We start from the raw sequence: 17,548 nt of genomic DNA, 5'->3' as shown, positions 1-17,548 counted from the left end.
CGACGATCCGTGAGAATCGCCGCCCGCGAAGATCTTTGGACATCCCCACATCGACGTGCGTCCTCGCCACCTGGCCAGCACCCGCCCGAACCCGCGAGCTGGCCATTAAGACGAAGTTGCGATCAAACCCCTTCGCCATCAAGCTTTTTGGGCCCGCCTCACCCCAGCAGGTACTCGGCACGCGTGTTGCCGTCCCAGCGGCGCAAGCCGGCGAACCGACCGTCAATCCGCGACGGCCGTCCCGCAATGCGCAGCGCCCGCCCCAATTGGTGACCACCGACCCGTCGGGCCAGGGTGACATGGGCGGTCCACTGACCGGGCAGGCTGTTGGCCATCGGCGCGGGCGCCAGGTGCGGGCCGCAGAGCCGGTGCACCTCGGCATGCAGGGCCAAAAGCTCGCTGGTCGGCACCACCAGCCGGGTGAACACGACATTGGCCCGCCCGAACAGCACCGGCGCGCCGATCACGCAGTCCAGCGGCAGCCGACGGGCAACCGCACCCAGCGGCTCATCGACCTCCGGGGCGATCCGTTCGGCCACCGCCAGCGACACGTGCGGACGGCTGGCCGGCGCCTGGCTGGGTATGCCGGCGGCGGCCAACCCCGCCCAGATGCGCCGGATCGCCGCCTCGGTATCGCTGTCGAAGACCAGCTCGATCGAATGCACCATCAGCCGACCAGCCCGGCAACCCAGTTGCGGTCGAACGCCGCCGCGCTCATCGCCGCGAAGTCCCCGGCATCCAGCGACGCGGCCCCGGCGGGCAGAGCGGCCCGCACCATAGCAATGCGCGCCAGCGCGGACCGATTCGAGGCTGCCACCAACCCGGGCGGGTCCGGCCAGCTGCCGATCACCAGCCCTGCACATGAAACCTGTTGTGCAGCAAGCGCTTCCAACGTCAACTTGGTGTGGTTGAGGGTGCCCAGGTCCGCGGTGACCACCACCAAAGCCGCGGCGGCCACGTCGACGGCGACATCGCGCAGCGTGACGCCCGGCTCGGCGAGTTCGACCAGCAGCCCGCCCGCCCCCTCGACGAGGGTCAACCGCCCGGGACGGTCCAGGTCTGCGATCAGCCGCACGATCTGATCGCGGGCGGGCAACGCCATCCCGGCGTGTTCGGCGGCGGCGGCCGGGGCCATCGGCTGCGGATATCGCGCCAAGCCGGCCAGCTGGGTCACCCCGGCCAACCGGCCGACCTCGGCGAGGTCGTCGTCACCGCGGGCGGTGCCGGTCTGAACGGGCTTGCACACCGCCACGTCGATGCCGGCCTGACGTGCGGCCGACGCCAGCGCCGCGCAGACGACCGTCTTGCCGACCCCCGTGCCGGTCCCGGTGACGACCAGGATCGTCAACGGCGCGCCACGGCGAGAACATCCGTCAGCACCCGCCGGGCCAGCTCGAGCTCGCCGGCGTTCAGCGATGCGCGCGCGGTCAGCCGCAGCCGCGACGTACCCGCGGGCACCGTCGGCGGCCGGAAGCAGCCCACCTTGACCCCGGCGTCCAGGCAGGCCGCCGCGGCGGCCACTGCCGACTCCGGCTCGCCCAGGATCACCGACACCATCGCCGAGTCCGGCACCGCAGCCACACCGCACATCCGCGCAAGTTCACCAGCGTGGTTGAGCACCGCCTGCGGTCGCCACGGCTCGGCCTGCAAGACGCGCAGCGCGGCCCGTGCGGCACCCACCGCCGCCGGCGCCAGACCGGTGTCGAAGATGAACGGCCGGGCAGCATCGATCAGATGGGCCCGCACCGGCGTCGGCCCGAGCACCACACCACCCTGGCTGCCCAGCGCCTTGGACAGCGTGGTGGTCATCACCACGTCGGGCGCACCCGCTAGACCTAACTCGTAGAGCAGCCCGCGTCCGCCGCCACGCACACCCAGGCCGTGCGCCTCGTCCACCAGAAGCAGCGCACCATGACGCCGGCAGACCTCAAGCAACTCCCGAACCGGCGCCAGCGAGCCGTCGGCGCTGAACACCGAGTCGGTGACGACGACGGCGCGCTGCTCGTCGCGCGATCGCAGCGCGGCGTCCACGGCGTCGACGTCGCGGTGCGGCGTCACCACAACCCGCGCCCGCGACAGCCGACAGGCATCCACCAACGACGCATGCGAACGGGCGTCGGACACCAGCAGGGAACCCGGGCCGGACAGGCCGACCACGGCGCCCAGGTTGGCCGTGTAGCCAGAGGAGAACAGCAATCCCGCGGCAGCGCCGACGAACTCGGCGAGCTCGGCCTCGAATTGCTGGTGCAGCTTGGTGTCGCCGGTAACCAGGCGCGACCCGGTGGCGCCGGCGCCCCAGATCCGCAGCGCCTGGACGCCGCCGTCGATGACGGCGGGATGTCGGGACAGACCGAGATAGTCGTTGGAGGCCAAGTCCAGCTCGGTGGCGACCGCGGGACGCGGCCGCAGGCAGCGCCGCAGTCCGGCCTCGTGGCGCTGCCGCTGCACCGCGTCCAACCAGGCCAACGGTGAATCGTCGATCCGTGCCTGCGTGGCGGCTTTCATGGCAGTGAGCCTACGAGCCGTGCGACCTCGACCATCGCCGAGGTGATCTGCGTGATCTCGGCCGGTGTGCAGATATAGGGCGGCATGGCGTAGACCAGGTTGCGAAACGGGCGCAGCCACACGCCTCGATCCAGCGCCGCGGGAGTCGCGACGGCCAGGTCGACCGGTCGGTCGCATTCGATGACGCCGATCGCGCCGCACACCCGCACATCGGTGACGGCGGGCAGCGCCCGGGCGGTATCCAGGCCGGCGGTCAGCCCGGCGGCCAGTTCGGTGATGCGCGTGCGCCAGTCCTGGCCGAGCAGCAGCTCCACACTGGCCACCGAGACCGCACAGGCCAGCGGATTGGCCATGAAGGTGGGGCCGTGCATCAGCGCCCCGGCCGCACCGGCGCTGATGGTGTGCGCGACGTCGGCGGTGCACAAGGTGGCGGCCAAGCTGAGGTAGCCGCCGGTGAGCGCCTTGCCGACACACATGATGTCCGGGCTCACCCCGGCGTGGTCGGCGGCGAACAACGCGCCGGTGCGGCCGAAGCCGGTGGCGATCTCATCGAAGATCAGCAGCACCTCGTAACGGCGGCAGATGTCCCGCAGGTCGTGCAGATAGCGCGGGTCGTGAAAACGCATACCGCCCGCACCCTGCACGACCGGCTCCACGACCACCGCGGCCAGCTCGCCGGCGTGCTGCGCCAGCTGCGCCTCGAACGCCGCGCTGTAGGCGGGATCGTAGTCCCGTGGCACTTGTGGCGCGAACACTTGGGCGGCCAGGACGTCGGTCCACAGCGAGTGCATGCCGCCGTGCGGGTCGCAGATGCTCATAGCCAGGAAGGTGTCGCCGTGATAGCCGCCGCGCCAGGTCATGAGCCGTCGCTTGCCGGGCAGGCCGCGGCCGCGCCAGTACTGCAGCGCCATCTTGGCCGCGACTTCCACCGACACCGAGCCGGAGTCGCTGAAGAACACCGTGTCGAGACCCGCCGGGGTGATGTCGACCAGCAGCTTCGCCAGCCGGGCCGCCGGCTCGTGAGTCAGCCCCCCGAACATGACGTGGTTCATCACCCGCAACTGGGTGGTTAACGCCTGGTCCAGAGCGGGGTGGCCGTGCCCGTGGATCGCGGTCCACCAGGAGCTCATCGCGTCGAGCACCTCGATCGGCTGGCCGTCGCGAATCAGCGTCAACCACGCTCCGTGGGCGGCGACGGCCACCACCGGCGACACGGCTTCCCTGCCGATGGAGCTGTAAGGGTGCCACAGATGGGCGCCATCGACCGCGATGATCTGCTCGGGCGTCAACCCGCCAGTCGCCGCAGCCATGGAGATCGAGGGTAATGCAGCCACGCCACGGCCCATCCCAGTAACGGTCGCCAAAACCTCTGCCATCGGGGAGCATGCATGCATGGCACCGCCGAATCAGCCTGAAGACACTCAGCCCGATGCTGGCACCGAATCCCGGTCGGCTCTAGACGAGCCCGACGAGCGGACACCCCCACGGGTACTCACGCTGCGGATAGCGCCCTGGGACGTGGTATGTACCGTAGCGATATTGGCAGTATTTCTGGTCATGGTCACGATGACTAGCTGGCCATCACGGCTCTTCGCCTTCACCGACAACGTGTGCCCGCCGGATGCTTGCCCGCTGGTACCGTTCGGCGTCAACTATTACATCTACCCGGTGATGTGGGGAGGGATCGGTGCGGCCATCGCCACAGCCGTCATCGGCCCCTTCGTTTCCATGTTGAAGGGCTGGTACATGTCCTTCTGGCCGATCATCTCGATCGCCGTCATCACCGTCACCTCCATCGCGGGCTACGCGATAGCGGGATTCAGCGAACGCTATTGGCATTAATCGCGCGTGACTGAAATCACAACTGCCGATCAAAGATTGAGCGCGGCAGTCACCGTCCGGTCACGTTACGGCAAAAAGACTTCTGGTGGATCTGGCCAGCTATGGACGCGGCCGGCATCTGTTGTCAAAGTGTCTGTAGTGATTGGTGTGAATAAAGTGACTTCCGGCTGGAATGGCAGACGGTGAAGTCACGTGCTGAGGCACACACCACCCGAGAGTGCCAAGGAGGTTACAACCCCATGAAACGCAGCATGAAAAGCGGCTCCTTCGCGATCGGTCTGGCAATGATGCTCGCCCCGATGGTGGCCGCGCCCGGTCTTGCGGCCGCAGACCCGGCCACGCGGCCGGTGGATTATCAACAGATCACCGACGTCGTGATCGCGCGCGGGCTGTCGCAGCGCGGCGTGCCGTTCTCCTGGGCCGGCGGCGGCATCAGCGGCCCCACGCGCGGCACCGGTACCGGCATCAACACCGTCGGGTTCGACGCCTCCGGTTTGATCCAGTACGCCTATGCCGGTGCCGGGCTAAAGCTGCCGCGTTCTTCCGGCCAGATGTACAAGGTTGGGCAAAAGGTCCTGCCGCAGCAAGCGCGCAAGGGCGACCTGATCTTCTACGGCCCCGAAGGCACGCAAAGCGTCGCGTTATACCTCGGGAAGGGCCAGATGCTGGAGGTGGGCGACGTCGTCCAGGTTTCGCCGGTGCGCACCAACGGCATGACGCCTTACCTGGTCCGGGTTCTCGGGACCCAGCCGACGCCCGTCCAACAGGCGCCGGTCCAGCCAGCGCCGGTCCAGCAAGCGCCCGTCCAGCAAGCGCCCGTCCAACAGGCGCCCGTCCAACAGGCGCCGGTCCAACAGGCGCCGGTCCAGCAAGCGCCCGTCCAGCAAGCGCCCGTCCAGCCGCCTCCCTTCGGCACCGCGCGCTCACGCTAACGGTCCCGCTTGCTTTCTCGCCTCCCAAACCCGCCTCCTGCTTCCCGCTGCTCAGCGCGCGAAGCAGGAGGCTGGTTTGGGTAAATTAACTGTCAACCATGTTGACCCTGTCGCCGCCTCGCCCACCGGCCTTGACCCCGGAGCCGGCCTTGCCCCCGGTTACCATGGGGACCCGTACGACCGGCTTTTACCGGCACGACCTGGACGGATTGCGCGGTGTCGCGATCGCCCTGGTGGCAGTGTTCCACGTTTGGTTCGGCCGGGTTTCCGGCGGAGTAGACGTGTTCCTGGCGCTGTCCGGCTTCTTCTTTGGCGGGAAAATACTTCGCGCCGCCCTCAACCCGGATCTGTCACTCTCGCCTATAGCCGAAGTGATCCGACTCATCCGCCGGCTGCTCCCGGCACTGGTTGTGGTCCTCGCCGGCTGCGCGCTGCTCACCATCGCAATACAACCGCAGACGCGGTGGGAAGCGTTTGCCAACCAGAGCCTGGCCAGCTTGGGGTATTACCAGAATTGGGAGCTGGCTAGCACGGTCTCCAACTATCTGCGAGCCGGTGAAGCGGTGAGCCCCTTGCAGCACATCTGGTCTATGTCGGTGCAGGGTCAGTTCTATCTCGCTTTCCTGCTGCTTGTTGCCGGGTGCGCCTACTTGCTGCGCAGACTGTTTCGGGGCCCGCGGGCCCCGTACCTGCGGACGATGTTTGTGGTGTTATTGAGCACGTTGACGTTGGCCTCATTCATCTATGCCATCGTTGCGCATCACGCCTACCAGGCGACCGCTTACTACAACACCTTCGCGCGGGCCTGGGAGTTGTTGGCGGGAGCACTGGTCGGCGCTGTGGTGCCCCATGTGCGCTGGCCGATGTGGCTGCGCACCGCGGTGGCCACCGCCGCGCTGGCGGCGATACTGTCGTGCGGCGCCCTGATCGACGGTGTCAAGGAATTTCCAGGGCCGTGGGCGCTGGTACCCGTCGGAGCCACGATGCTGATGATCCTTGCCGGAGCCAACCGGCAGGGCCATCCCGGTACCCGCGACCGGCTGCCACTGCCCAATCGCCTGCTAGCCACCGCTCCGTTGGTGGCGCTGGGCGCGATGGCCTATTCCTGGTATCTGTGGCATTGGCCGCTGCTCATCTTCTGGCTCTCCTACACCGGGCACCGGCACGCCAACTTTGTCGAAGGCGCGGCAGTCCTGCTGGTATCCGGGTTGCTGGCATACCTGACCACCCGGCTTGTCGAAGACCCATTACGCTATCGGGCACCCGCCGGCGTGAGATCGCCGGCGGCGGTCCCGCCGATTCCCTGGCGGCTGCGGCTGCGTCGGCCAACGATCGTGCTGGGATCTGTGGTGGCACTGCTTGGCGTCGCTCTTACCGCGACCTCGTTCACGTGGCGTGAGCACGTCATCGTCCAGCGCGCCGCCGGCAAAGAGTTGAGCGGGTTGAGCTCCCGCGACTATCCCGGGGCGCGGGCCCTGATCGACCACGTCCGGGTGCCCAAGCTGCGGATGCGCCCAACCGTCCTGGAAGTCCGTCACGACCTGCCGACCTCGACCAAGGACGGCTGCATCAGCGACTTCGTCAACCCGGCGATCATCAACTGCACCTACGGCGATGTGGACGCACCCCGGACCATCGCACTGGCCGGGGGTTCACACGCCGAACACTGGCTGACCGCACTGGATCTGCTGGGTCGCATGCACCACTTCAAGGTGGTGACGTACCTCAAAATGGGTTGCCCGTTGTCCACCGAGGAAGTCCCGCTGATCATGGGCAATAACGCTCCCTATCCGCAGTGTCACCAGTGGGTGCAAGCGGCGATGGCCAAGTTGGTCGCTGACCACCCCGACTACGTTTTCACAACCTCGACTCGACCGTGGAACATCAAACCCGGCGATGTGATGCCAGCAACCTATGTCGGGATCTGGCAAACGTTCGCCGACAACAACATTCCCGTTCTCGCGATGCGGGATACCCCTTGGCTGGTCAAGGACGGCCAACCGTTCATCCCTGCGGACTGCCTGGCCAAAGGCGGCAATCCGCAGTCGTGTGGGATCGCGCGGTCCAAGGTGCTGGTCGATCGGAATCCAACCCTCGACTTCGTTGCGCGGTTCCCGCTGCTTAAGCCACTCGATATGTCCGACGCGATATGCCGGACCGACACCTGCCGCGCGGTCGAGGGAAATGTTCTGGTGTACCGCGACAGTCATCACCTGACCCCCACCTACATGCGGACGATGACCAGCGAGCTCGGTCGGCAAATCGCGGCGAACACCGACTGGTGGTGACGCCTACACCCGCCGGAGAACCTGGATAAGGTCGTGTGATGTCGTCGAACAACGCCGGGGAGTCCGACGGGACCGGGCCCGCTCTACCCACGGTGTGGCCGGGCAACGCCTATCCGCTTGGAGCCACCTACGACGGCGCCGGGACCAACTTTTCGTTGTTCTCCGAGATCGCCGAGAAGGTCGAGCTATGTCTGATCGACGAGGACGGCGTCGAGTCGCGGATCCCGCTTGACGAGGTGGACGGGTACGTCTGGCATGCCTATCTGCCGAACATCACCCCCGGCCAGCGCTACGGGTTTCGTGTGCACGGGCCGTTCGACCCGGCGGCCGGCCATCGGTGTGACCCCAGCAAGCTGCTGCTCGACCCGTATGGGAAGTCGTTCCACGGCGATTTCACCTTCGGGCAGGCGCTGTATTCCTATGACGTCAACGCCGTCGACCCGGACAGCACTCCCCCGATGGTCGACTCGCTGGGCCACACTATGACCAGCGTCGTGATCAATCCGTTCTTCGACTGGGCATACGACCGGTCGCCGCGCACCCCGTACCACGAGACCGTAATCTACGAAGCGCATGTCAAAGGCATGACACAGACCCATCCCAGTATCCCGCCCGAACTCCGGGGCACCTACGCCGGCCTGGCCCACCCGGTGATCATCGACCACCTCAACGAGCTCAACGTCACCGCCGTTGAGTTGATGCCGGTGCACCAGTTCCTACACGACTCCCGGCTGCTGGACCTCGGCTTGCGAAACTACTGGGGTTACAACACCTTCGGATTCTTCGCCCCGCACCATCAATACGCGTCGACCCGGCAAGCCGGCAGCGCGGTAGCCGAGTTCAAAACCATGGTGCGCAGCCTGCACGAAGCCGGCATCGAGGTCATCCTCGACGTCGTCTACAACCACACCGCTGAAGGCAACCACTTGGGTCCGACGATCAACTTTCGCGGAATCGACAACACCGCCTACTACCGACTGATGGACCACGACTTGAGGTTCTACAAGGACTTCACCGGTACCGGCAACAGCCTCAATGCCCGCCACCCACACACCCTGCAGCTGATCATGGATTCGCTGCGCTACTGGGTGATCGAAATGCACGTCGACGGGTTCCGGTTCGACCTGGCGTCCACGCTGGCCCGCGAGCTGCACGACGTCGACCGGCTGTCGGCATTCTTCGATCTGGTGCAACAAGATCCGGTGGTCAGTCAGGTCAAGCTGATCGCCGAGCCATGGGATGTCGGCGAAGGTGGCTACCAGGTTGGCAACTTCCCAGGACTGTGGACGGAATGGAACGGCAAGTACCGCGACACCGTGCGCGACTACTGGCGAGGCGAGCCGGCCACCCTAGGCGAATTCGCCTCCCGGCTGACCGGGTCGTCGGACCTCTACGAAGCAACCGGCCGCCGGCCCAGTGCCAGTATCAATTTCGTCACCGCCCACGACGGGTTCACACTCAACGACCTGGTCTCGTACAACGACAAGCACAACGAGGCCAATGGCGAGAACAACCGCGACGGGGAAAGCTACAACCGATCGTGGAACTGCGGTGTCGAGGGCCCCACCGATGACCCCGACATCTTGGCGCTGCGTGCCCGCCAGATGCGCAACATGTGGGCCACGCTTATGGTCAGCCAGGGCACGCCGATGATCGCCCACGGCGACGAGATTGGGCGCACCCAATACGGCAACAACAACGTCTACTGCCAGGACTCCGAATTATCTTGGATGGATTGGTCATTGGTGGACAAGAATGCCGATCTGCTAGCTTTCGCACGCAAGGCGACGACCTTGCGCAAGAACCACAAGGTGTTTCGCCGACGCCGGTTCTTTGAGGGTGAACCGATCCGCAGTGGCGACGAAGTCCGCGATATCGCCTGGTTGACACCGAGCGGTCGGGAGATGACGCACGAGGATTGGGGCAGAGGCTTCGACAGGTGTGTTGCGGTGTTTCTCAACGGTGAAGCCATTACCGCACCGGACGCCCGTGGTGAGCGAGTAGTCGACGATTCATTCCTGTTGTGCTTCAACGCCCATGACCACGACGTGGAGTTCGTGATGCCGCATGACGGCTATGCGCAGCAGTGGACCGGAGAGCTGGATACCAACGATCCCGTCGGTGACATCGACCTGACGGTAACCGCCACTGACACGTTTTCGGTACCTGCGCGCTCGCTGCTGGTCCTGCGTAAGACGTTGTGAAATATGGCATTTCCGGTTATTTCCACTTACCGGGTGCAGATGCGCGGTCGGTCGAACGGATTCGGGTTCACCTTCGCCGATGCCGAGAACCTGCTGGACTACCTCGACGACCTCGGGGTATCGCATCTGTACCTGTCCCCCATTTTGACGGCGGTCGGCGGGTCGACCCACGGCTATGACGTCACCGATCCGACGACGGTGTCACCCGAGCTTGGTGGCTCTGACGGCCTAGCGCGGTTATCCGCGGCGGCGCGGTCGCGGGGCATGGGCCTGATCGTCGACATCGTGCCCAGCCATGTCGGCGTCGGCAAGCCCGAGCAGAACGCGTGGTGGTGGGATGTCTTGAAGTTCGGCCGGTCCTCGGCGTATGCCGAGTTCTTCGACATCGACTGGGAGCTAGGTGATGGCCGGATCATCCTGCCGCTATTGGGCTCCGACAGCGACGTTGCCAACCTCAGAGTCGACGGCGACCTGCTGCGGCTGGGCGACCTGGCGCTGCCCGTCGCCCCCGGCAGCGGGGACGGCACCGGCCCCGCTGTGCACGACCGCCAGCACTATCGGCTGGTCGGATGGCGGCACGGGCTGTGCGGCTACCGCCGTTTCTTCTCGATCACCTCGTTGGCCGGCCTGCGCCAGGAAGACCGCGCTGTGTTCGACGCCAGCCACGCAGAGGTCGCTCGCTGGTTCACCGAAGGACTCGTCGACGGCGTGCGCGTCGACCACCTCGACGGACTATCCGATCCCAGCGGATACTTGGCCCAGCTGCGCGAACTGCTCGGCCCGAACGCCTGGATCGTGGTCGAAAAAATCCTGGCGGTCGACGAGGCGTTAGAGCCCACGCTGCCAGTGGACGGCTCCACCGGCTATGACGTGCTGCGCGAAATAGGTGGCGTCCTCGTTGACCCCCAAGGAGAGTCACCACTGACAGCGCTGGTCGAATCGGCCGGTGTGGACTATCAGGAGATGCCGGCGATGTTGGCCGACCTCAAGGTGCACGCGGCCGTCCATACGTTGGCCAGTGAGCTTCGCCGATTGCGGCGATGCATCGCGGCGGCGGCCGGCGCCGATCATCCGCTGTTGCCCGCGGCGGTGGCTGCACTGCTGCGCCACATCGGACGCTATCGCTGTGATTACCCCGGCCAAGCCGCCGTCCTACCCTGCGCGTTGGCTGAAACCCATTCGACAACACCACAATTGGCACCTGGACTGCAGCTGATTGCCGCAGCTGTGGCCCGCGGTGGCGAACCAGCCGTACGCCTGCAACAACTGTGCGGCGCGGTGAGCGCCAAGGCCGTCGAAGACTGTATGTTCTACCGTGATGCCCGGCTGGTGTCACTCAATGAAGTGGGCGGAGAACCGCGCCGGTTTGGTGTGGGCGCCGCGGAGTTTCATCACCGGGCCGCCACCCGTGCTCGGTTGTGGCCACGGTCCATGACGACACTGTCCACCCACGACACCAAACGCGGCGAGGACGTGCGTGCCCGCATCGGCGTGCTGTCCCAAGTGCCGTGGCTGTGGGCCAAGTTCATCGGCCACGCCCAAGCCATTGCGCCCGCCCCTGATGCCGTGACTGGACAGTTTCTGTGGCAGAACGTCTTCGGAGTGTGGCCAGTGAGTGGAGAGGTCAGCGCCGCGCTGCGCGGCCGGCTGCACACTTACGCCGAGAAGGCGATCCGGGAGGCGGCATGGCACACCTCGTGGCACAACCCGAACCGGGCGTTCGAGGACGACGTGCACGGCTGGCTTGATCTGGTGCTCGACGGACCGCTGGCGTCCGAGCTGACCGGACTTGTGGCCCACCTCAACTCGCATGCCGAAAGCGACGCGCTGGCCGCTAAGCTGCTCGCGTTGACCGTGCCTGGCGTACCCGACGTCTACCAGGGCAGCGAACTGTGGGACGACAGCCTGGTCGACCCGGACAACCGCCGTCCCGTCGACTACGGCACCCGGCGTGTCGCTCTGAAAGCCTTGCAGCACCCTAAGATTCGGGTGTTGGCCGCGGCGCTTCGACTGCGGCGCACCCATCCGGAGAGCTTCCTGGGCGGCGCATACCATCCGGTGTTCGCCGCCGGGCCGGCCGCCGACCACGTCGTTGCGTTCCGCCGCGGTGACGACATCCTGGTCGCGGTGACCCGCTGGACGGTGCGCCTGCAGCAAACCGGCTGGGACCACACCGTACTGCCCCTACCCGACGGGTCGTGGACAGATGCCCTCACCGGATTCACGGCCAGTGGGCACACGCCGGCCGTCGAGCTGTTCGCGGATCTGCCTGTGGTGCTGCTGGTGCGCGACAATGCCTGAATTCCGAGTATGGGCACCCAAACCCGCGCTGGTCCGGCTCGACGTGAACGGTGCGGTACATGCGATGACCCGCTCAGCCGACGGCTGGTGGCACACGACGGTGGCGGCGCCGGCGGACGCCCGCTACGGATACCTACTCGACGACGACCCCACCGTGCTACCCGACCCGCGATCGGCCCGCCAACCCGACGGGGTGCACGCACGCTCCCAGCGGTGGGAGCCGCCCGGCCAGTTTGGTGCTGCCCGGACCGACACTGGCTGGCCGGGGCGGTCGGTCGAGGGCGCGGTGATCTACGAGTTGCACATCGGCACGTTCACCACGGCTGGCACGTTCGACGCCGCCATCGAAAAGCTGGATTACCTGGTCGATCTCGGAATCGACTTCGTCGAGCTGATGCCGGTCAATTCCTTTGCCGGAACCCGCGGTTGGGGATATGACGGTGTGCTGTGGTACAGCGTGCACGAACCCTACGGCGGCCCCGACGGTCTGGTCCGGTTCATCGACGCATGCCATGCCCGTCGTTTGGGCGTGTTGATCGACGCGGTGTTCAACCATCTCGGCCCATCGGGCAACTACCTGCCGCGATTCGGCCCGTACCTGTCGTCGGCCAGCAACCCGTGGGGGGACGGCATCAATATCGCCGGCGCCGACTCCGACGAGGTTCGCCACTATATCATCGACTGCGCGCTGCGATGGATGCGCGACTTCCACGCCGACGGCTTGCGGTTGGACGCCGTGCATGCACTGGTGGACACCACCGCCGTGCATGTCCTCGAGGAGCTTGCCAACGCGACCCGCTGGCTGTCAGGCCAGTTGGGCCGTCCGTTGTCGCTGATCGCCGAAACCGACCGAAACGACCCGCGGCTGATCACCCGGCCCAGCCATGGCGGCTACGGGATCACCGCCCAATGGAATGACGACATCCATCACGCCATCCATACCGCGGTATCCGGTGAGCGGCAAGGCTACTATGCGGATTTCGGCTCGCTGGCCACTCTCGCGTACACGCTGCGCAACGGCTACTTCCACGCCGGCACGTATTCGTCGTTCCGGCGTCGTCGGCACGGGCGTGCATTGGACACTTCTGCGATCCCGGCCACCAGGCTGCTCGCCTACACCTGCACCCACGACCAAGTCGGCAACCGCGCTCTCGGCGACCGCCCATCGCAATACCTGACCGGTGGCCAGCTCGCGATCAAGGCGGCGTTGACCCTTGGATCTCCCTATACCGCAATGCTTTTCATGGGCGAAGAGTGGGGGGCCTCCAGCCCGTTTCAGTTCTTTTGCTCACATCCCGAACCGGAACTGGCCCATAGCACCGTGGCAGGACGCAAGGAGGAGTTCGCCGAACATGGCTGGGCCGCGGACGACATTCCGGACCCGCAGGACCCGCAGACATTCCAGCGCTGCAAGCTGAACTGGGCCGAAGCCGGCTCCGGCGAACACGCCAGGTTGCACCGGTTTTATCGCGATCTGATCGCTTTGCGGCACAACGAGGCCGACCTTGCGGACCCCTGGCTGGACCACCTTATGGTCGACTACGACGAGCAGCAACGCTGGGTTGTGATGCGCCGCGGCCAGCTGATGATCGCCTGCAACCTTGGTGCCGAGCCAACCTGCGTGCCGGTCAGCGGTGAGCTGGTGCTGGCCTGGGAGTCGCCGATTATCGGCGATAATTCCACCGAGCTAGCAGCGTATTCGCTTGCGATACTGCGGGCTGCGGAGCCGGCCTGATGCTGGGGCGGCATGCTCACCGAAACGATGCGGCCTGCAGGTTGGTAATCCGGGCAATCACATCAAAGTCGGCGTCACGGTGGACGATACGCGCACCGTGGCGGATCGCGAGCGCCGCTATGAGGCAGTCGTTGATGCTTCGAACCGTTTCGCCGGCGCGCCGGGCGGCGCGATAGATACCCGCGGCAGCACGAAAGTCAATCGCGTCATCAACGTTCAACGACGGCAAGCCATTCACGAGCCGCTCTAGCGTCGTGTGGGTGTTGTCGTCGAGCGCGCCACTCAAGATTTCCATCGCAATGGGCTCACACATAGCGATTCGCGCTGCTTCTTCGGACAGCAGCCGGCGTACTTCGACAGCGGCGATTGATCCGGTGGCACGGAAGTACTCCACCCAGGCCGATGTGTCGATGAGGATCATCGAGATCAGTCTGGGCGATCGCTTCGCAAGTCATCCAGGTCGCCTTCCCAGCCGACGCCTTCCAGCCCGAGCAGAAACTCACGGCTCAACGGCGACCCGACCAACCGTCGTAGGGCAAGGTCGACCGCCGCCCTCTTGGTGGTCAGACCGAACCTGCGCATGACCTCGGCGGCAAGTTCGTCATCGATGTCGATGTTGGTGCGCGACATACACCAACGATACACATGCGAGGTTTGTCGGCACGGTCGCGCCGACGCCTCGCTACAGCAGATAGCGGTAAGCCGGCGACCCCGGTTCCAACGCCTCGACGTGAATGTCGGTCGCCCGCATCCGGGCCAGCAGACCGTCTAGATCCGCGGCCGATCCCAGCTCGATACCCACCAGCGCCTCACCGGTCTCCCGGTTGTTGCGCTTGACGTACTCGAACAAGGTGATGTCGTCGTTGGGTCCGAGCACGTCGTCGAGAAACCGGCGCAGCGCACCGGGCTCCTGCGGGAAGTCGACCAGGAAATAGTGCTTGAGGCCCAGGTGGACCAGCGAGCGCTCCAACACCTCCCCGTAACGGGACACGTCGTTGTTGCCGCCCGAAATCAGGCACACCACGGTGGACCCGGGCTCGATGTCGGCTTCCAACAGACCGGCGACCGACAGGGCACCGGCCGGTTCGGCGATGATGCCCTCGTTCTGATACAGATCGAGCATCGCCGTGCACACCGCACCCTCGTCGACGGTGGTGAGCGAAACCATGTCGCCGGCGGCGGCTAGCGCGGCATAGGTCAGCGTGCCCGCCCGGTTCACCGCGGCGCCGTCGACGAACTGGTCGACATGGTCCAGCGTCACCGGCTCGCCCGCCGCGAGCGCGGCCATCATGGCGGCCGCACCAGCCGGCTCGACGCCCAGCACCGCGGTGTTGGTCGTCCGCTCGGCCAGGTAGGTGGTGATCCCCGCGATGCAGCCGCCGCCACCCACCGGGACCACCACCAGGTCCGGCTCGTCCTCGAGCTGGCCAAGCACTTCGACGGCTATCGTGCCCTGGCCGGCGATGGTGCGCAGGTCGTCAAACGGCGGTACCAGCGTGGCCCCGGTGCGTTCCACGTCCTCAAGGGCCGCCGCCGCAGCCAGATCATAGGTCGACCCACCCACGATCAGGTCGATGAACTCCCCGCCGTGGTAGCGGATCCGGTCACGCTTCTGCTTGGGGGTTTTGGCAGGTACGTAGACCCGGCCGTGCACACCCAGACAGCGACACGCATACGCGAAGCCCTGCGCGTGGTTGCCCGCAGAAGAACACACCACGCCCGCGGCCAGTTCCTCATCGGACAACTGCACCAACAGGTTGTACGCTCCGCGTAGCTTATAAGAGCGCACCGTCTGCAAGTCTTCGCGCTTGAGGTAGACCGTGGCGCCAGTGATCGCCGACAACCGATCGCTAGGTTGCAACGGGGTGGGCGTGACTACCGGTGCGATCCGCTTGGCGGCACGGTCGATGTCTGCCCCAGATAGTGAAAACAGCGGCGAGCTGCTCGGGCTCTGGCTCAGTTCGGCGGACACCGGTCAATGGTGCCACGCCGCCCTATCCCAATGGCTAGCCGCCCGCGCGCACCGGGGTCAGCACGAACACCGGAATCTGGCGGTCCGTCTTGGTCTGGTAGCTGGCATAGTCCGGCCAGACCGCCACGGCGCGCTGCCACCAGATGGCCTTCTCGTCACCGAACACCTCGCGGGCGTCGTAGTCGCCGGTCACGGTGCCGTCCTGCAGCTCGACCCGTGGGTTCTTCACGACGTTGTGGTACCAGACCGGATTTTTCGGCGCCCCACCCAGCGAGGCGACGATCGCGTACTGGCCGTCGTGCTCGACGCGCATCAGCGGGGTCTTACGGAGTTTGCCGGTCTTCGCCCCGACGGTGGTGAGCAGGATGACCGGCTTTCCCTGCAGCTGTGTGCCCTCGGTTCCGCCGGACTTCATATACGTGTCGGCTTGCTCGCGCGACCAGTCGAGCGGGCTCGGCGCATATTCCCCTGAAAGCGGCATCCCACCACCTTAACGGTGGGTAGCCACCTGAGTTCTCGGGTCATCGTTGCCCTCGCGCAGCAGCAATTCACGAACCACGGGCCGCGGGCCGTACGGCCGAAGCATCCTGCTGGCAGGGCGCGGGCGCACTCGTTGCGGCCACCAGAACCAGCGCCCGAGCAGCACCGCGATGGACGGGGTCATGAACGCGCGCACCACCAGCGTGTCGAACAGCAGCCCAAGACCAATGGTGGTCCCGATCTGACCGAGGACCCGCAAATCACTGAACACGAACGAAGACATAGTGGCGGCGAACACCAGGCCGGCAGCGGTCACCACCCCGCCGGTGCCGGCCATCGCACGGATGATGCCGGTGTTCAAACCTGCACCGATCTCCTCCTTGAATCGGGAAATCAGCAGCAAGTTATAGTCCGATCCCACGGCCAGGAGCAGGATGACGGCCAGCGCGAGCACGATCCAGTACAACTGGATACCGAGAAGATGCTGCCACACCAGCACGGACAGGCCAAAAGAAGCGCCCAACGACAGCGCCACCGTGCCCACGATCACCAGCGCCGCAACCAGGCTTCGGGTAATGATCATCATGATGAGCAAAATCAAGCTCAGCGCGGCTATTCCGGCGATCAGGAGGTCGTAGGTGGCGCCGTCTTGAATGTCCTTGAAGGTGGCGGCCGTGCCGGCCAGATAGATCCCAGCACCCGCCATGGGAGTGCCCTTCACGGCCTCGTGGGCCGCCTGCTTGATCGCGTCGATATGCGAAATGCCTTCGGGGGTGGCGGGATCGCCTTCATGGGAGATGATCATCCGAGCCGCCTTACCGTCTGCCGACAGGAACAATTTCAGGCCGCGCTGGAAATCTGGGTTGTCAAAAGCCTCCGGCGGCAGATAGAAGGAGTCGTCGTTCTTGGCGGCGTCAAAGGCTTGTCCCATGGCGGCAGCGTTTTCGATCAAGGCCGCCGTCTGGGCATAGATCCCGGACATGGTGGCGTAGTTAGCCAGCGCCAGTTCCCGATTGATCTGCTGGCTGGCGATCTCGTCTGGTAGCAGCGCCACCAATTGAGGCTGGATCGCAGCCAACTTGTCCAAGGTTACGGTCACGCTGGCCAGCTGCTCGCCGAGTTGGTCGATACCGTCGATCGTGTCAAAGACGGATCTCACCATCCAGCCGCGTTTGACCAGGCCAGTCACTGAAATCCCCTGCACCCGTTAGCCTTTCGATAACCGGCGACGCTATTGCCCGGGGCGCGACCACGCCCCGTACCTCAGGCGGGGATCCGCGGATTCAACA

General features: G+C 65.7%; 15 protein-coding genes. 6 read left to right on the top strand and 9 right to left on the bottom strand.

The annotated features are described in order from the left end of the window. Nucleotides 1-158: 158 nt before the first annotated feature. Genes Rv1571 through bioA form a run of 4 tightly spaced genes read right to left on the bottom strand, consistent with a single transcriptional unit; the run spans nt 159 to nt 3,815 of the window. Nucleotides 159-668 carry a hypothetical protein gene (locus Rv1571; RefSeq protein NP_216087.1) on the bottom strand — a complete coding sequence of 170 codons (510 nt, stop codon included), beginning with the start codon at nt 666-668 and terminating at the stop codon, nt 159-161. Further along, nucleotides 668-1,348 carry an ATP-dependent dethiobiotin synthetase BioD gene (gene bioD / locus Rv1570; protein NP_216086.1) on the bottom strand — a complete coding sequence of 227 codons (681 nt, stop codon included), beginning with the start codon at nt 1,346-1,348 and terminating at the stop codon, nt 668-670. The genes Rv1571 and bioD overlap by 1 nt, the downstream gene beginning before the upstream one ends. Continuing rightward, on the bottom strand, nt 1,345-2,505 hold the full coding sequence (bioF1, locus tag Rv1569; protein ID YP_177822.1) for an 8-amino-7-oxononanoate synthase: 1,161 nt from the start codon (nt 2,503-2,505) through the stop codon (nt 1,345-1,347). Before bioF1 ends, bioD begins: the two co-directional genes overlap by 4 nt. Next, complete coding sequence (gene bioA, locus Rv1568; RefSeq protein ID NP_216084.1) at nt 2,502-3,815, bottom strand: adenosylmethionine--8-amino-7-oxononanoate aminotransferase BioA; 1,314 nt, start codon at nt 3,813-3,815, stop codon at nt 2,502-2,504. The genes bioF1 and bioA overlap by 4 nt, the downstream gene beginning before the upstream one ends. Nucleotides 3,816-4,062: 247 nt before the next feature. Here bioA and Rv1567c point away from each other — a divergent pair, with 247 nt between their 5' ends. From Rv1567c to treZ, 6 genes are all read left to right on the top strand, one after another. Next, nucleotides 4,063-4,347 carry a membrane protein gene (locus tag Rv1567c; protein NP_216083.1) on the top strand — a complete coding sequence of 95 codons (285 nt, stop codon included), beginning with the start codon at nt 4,063-4,065 and terminating at the stop codon, nt 4,345-4,347. Nucleotides 4,348-4,586: 239 nt separating this feature from the next. Further along, the gene (locus Rv1566c; RefSeq protein NP_216082.1) at nt 4,587-5,279 is read left to right on the top strand and encodes a hypothetical protein; all 693 of its coding nucleotides are present in this window, start codon (nt 4,587-4,589) and stop codon (nt 5,277-5,279) included. A 98-nt stretch (nt 5,280-5,377) separates the two neighbouring features. Next, the gene (locus tag Rv1565c; protein ID NP_216081.1) at nt 5,378-7,567 is read left to right on the top strand and encodes an acyltransferase; all 2,190 of its coding nucleotides are present in this window, start codon (nt 5,378-5,380) and stop codon (nt 7,565-7,567) included. Between the two features lie 38 nt (nt 7,568-7,605). After that, the gene (gene treX / locus Rv1564c) at nt 7,606-9,771 is read left to right on the top strand and encodes a maltooligosyl trehalose synthase (RefSeq protein YP_177821.1); all 2,166 of its coding nucleotides are present in this window, start codon (nt 7,606-7,608) and stop codon (nt 9,769-9,771) included. A gap of 3 nt (nt 9,772-9,774) precedes the next feature. Beyond that, nucleotides 9,775-12,072, top strand: coding sequence for a maltooligosyl trehalose synthase (gene treY / locus Rv1563c; RefSeq protein YP_177820.1), 2,298 nt, complete (start codon nt 9,775-9,777; stop codon nt 12,070-12,072). Continuing rightward, entirely contained in the window at nt 12,065-13,807 is a 1,743-nt protein-coding gene (gene treZ, locus Rv1562c) for a malto-oligosyltrehalose trehalohydrolase (protein YP_177819.1), read from the top strand. The genes treY and treZ overlap by 8 nt, the downstream gene beginning before the upstream one ends. Before the next feature lie 16 nt (nt 13,808-13,823). Here the strand turns inward: treZ and vapC11 are convergent, their stop codons facing one another. From vapC11 to mmpL6, 5 genes are read right to left on the bottom strand one after another with little or no spacing between them, the layout of a single operon-like run. After that, nucleotides 13,824-14,228, bottom strand: a complete 405-nt coding sequence (gene vapC11 / locus Rv1561) for a ribonuclease VapC11 (protein NP_216077.1) — start codon at nt 14,226-14,228, stop codon at nt 13,824-13,826. Between the two features lie 5 nt (nt 14,229-14,233). Then, nucleotides 14,234-14,452 (bottom strand): antitoxin VapB11, encoded by a 219-nt coding sequence (gene vapB11, locus Rv1560; protein NP_216076.1) that lies wholly within the window; start codon nt 14,450-14,452, stop codon nt 14,234-14,236. A gap of 37 nt (nt 14,453-14,489) precedes the next feature. Then, nucleotides 14,490-15,779 carry a threonine dehydratase IlvA gene (ilvA, locus tag Rv1559; RefSeq protein NP_216075.1) on the bottom strand — a complete coding sequence of 430 codons (1,290 nt, stop codon included), beginning with the start codon at nt 15,777-15,779 and terminating at the stop codon, nt 14,490-14,492. Nucleotides 15,780-15,813: 34 nt separating this feature from the next. Then, nucleotides 15,814-16,260 carry a hypothetical protein gene (locus Rv1558; RefSeq protein ID NP_216074.1) on the bottom strand — a complete coding sequence of 149 codons (447 nt, stop codon included), beginning with the start codon at nt 16,258-16,260 and terminating at the stop codon, nt 15,814-15,816. Between the two features lie 9 nt (nt 16,261-16,269). Further along, entirely contained in the window at nt 16,270-17,463 is a 1,194-nt protein-coding gene (mmpL6, locus tag Rv1557) for a transmembrane transport protein MmpL6 (protein ID NP_216073.1), read from the bottom strand. Nucleotides 17,464-17,548 lie beyond the last annotated feature (85 nt).

The organism is Mycobacterium tuberculosis H37Rv (assembly GCF_000195955.2).
GTDB lineage: Bacteria > Actinomycetota > Actinomycetes > Mycobacteriales > Mycobacteriaceae > Mycobacterium > Mycobacterium tuberculosis.
The sequence above is the reverse complement of the archived record's forward strand: the minus strand, read 5'-3'. Positions and strand labels throughout refer to the sequence as shown.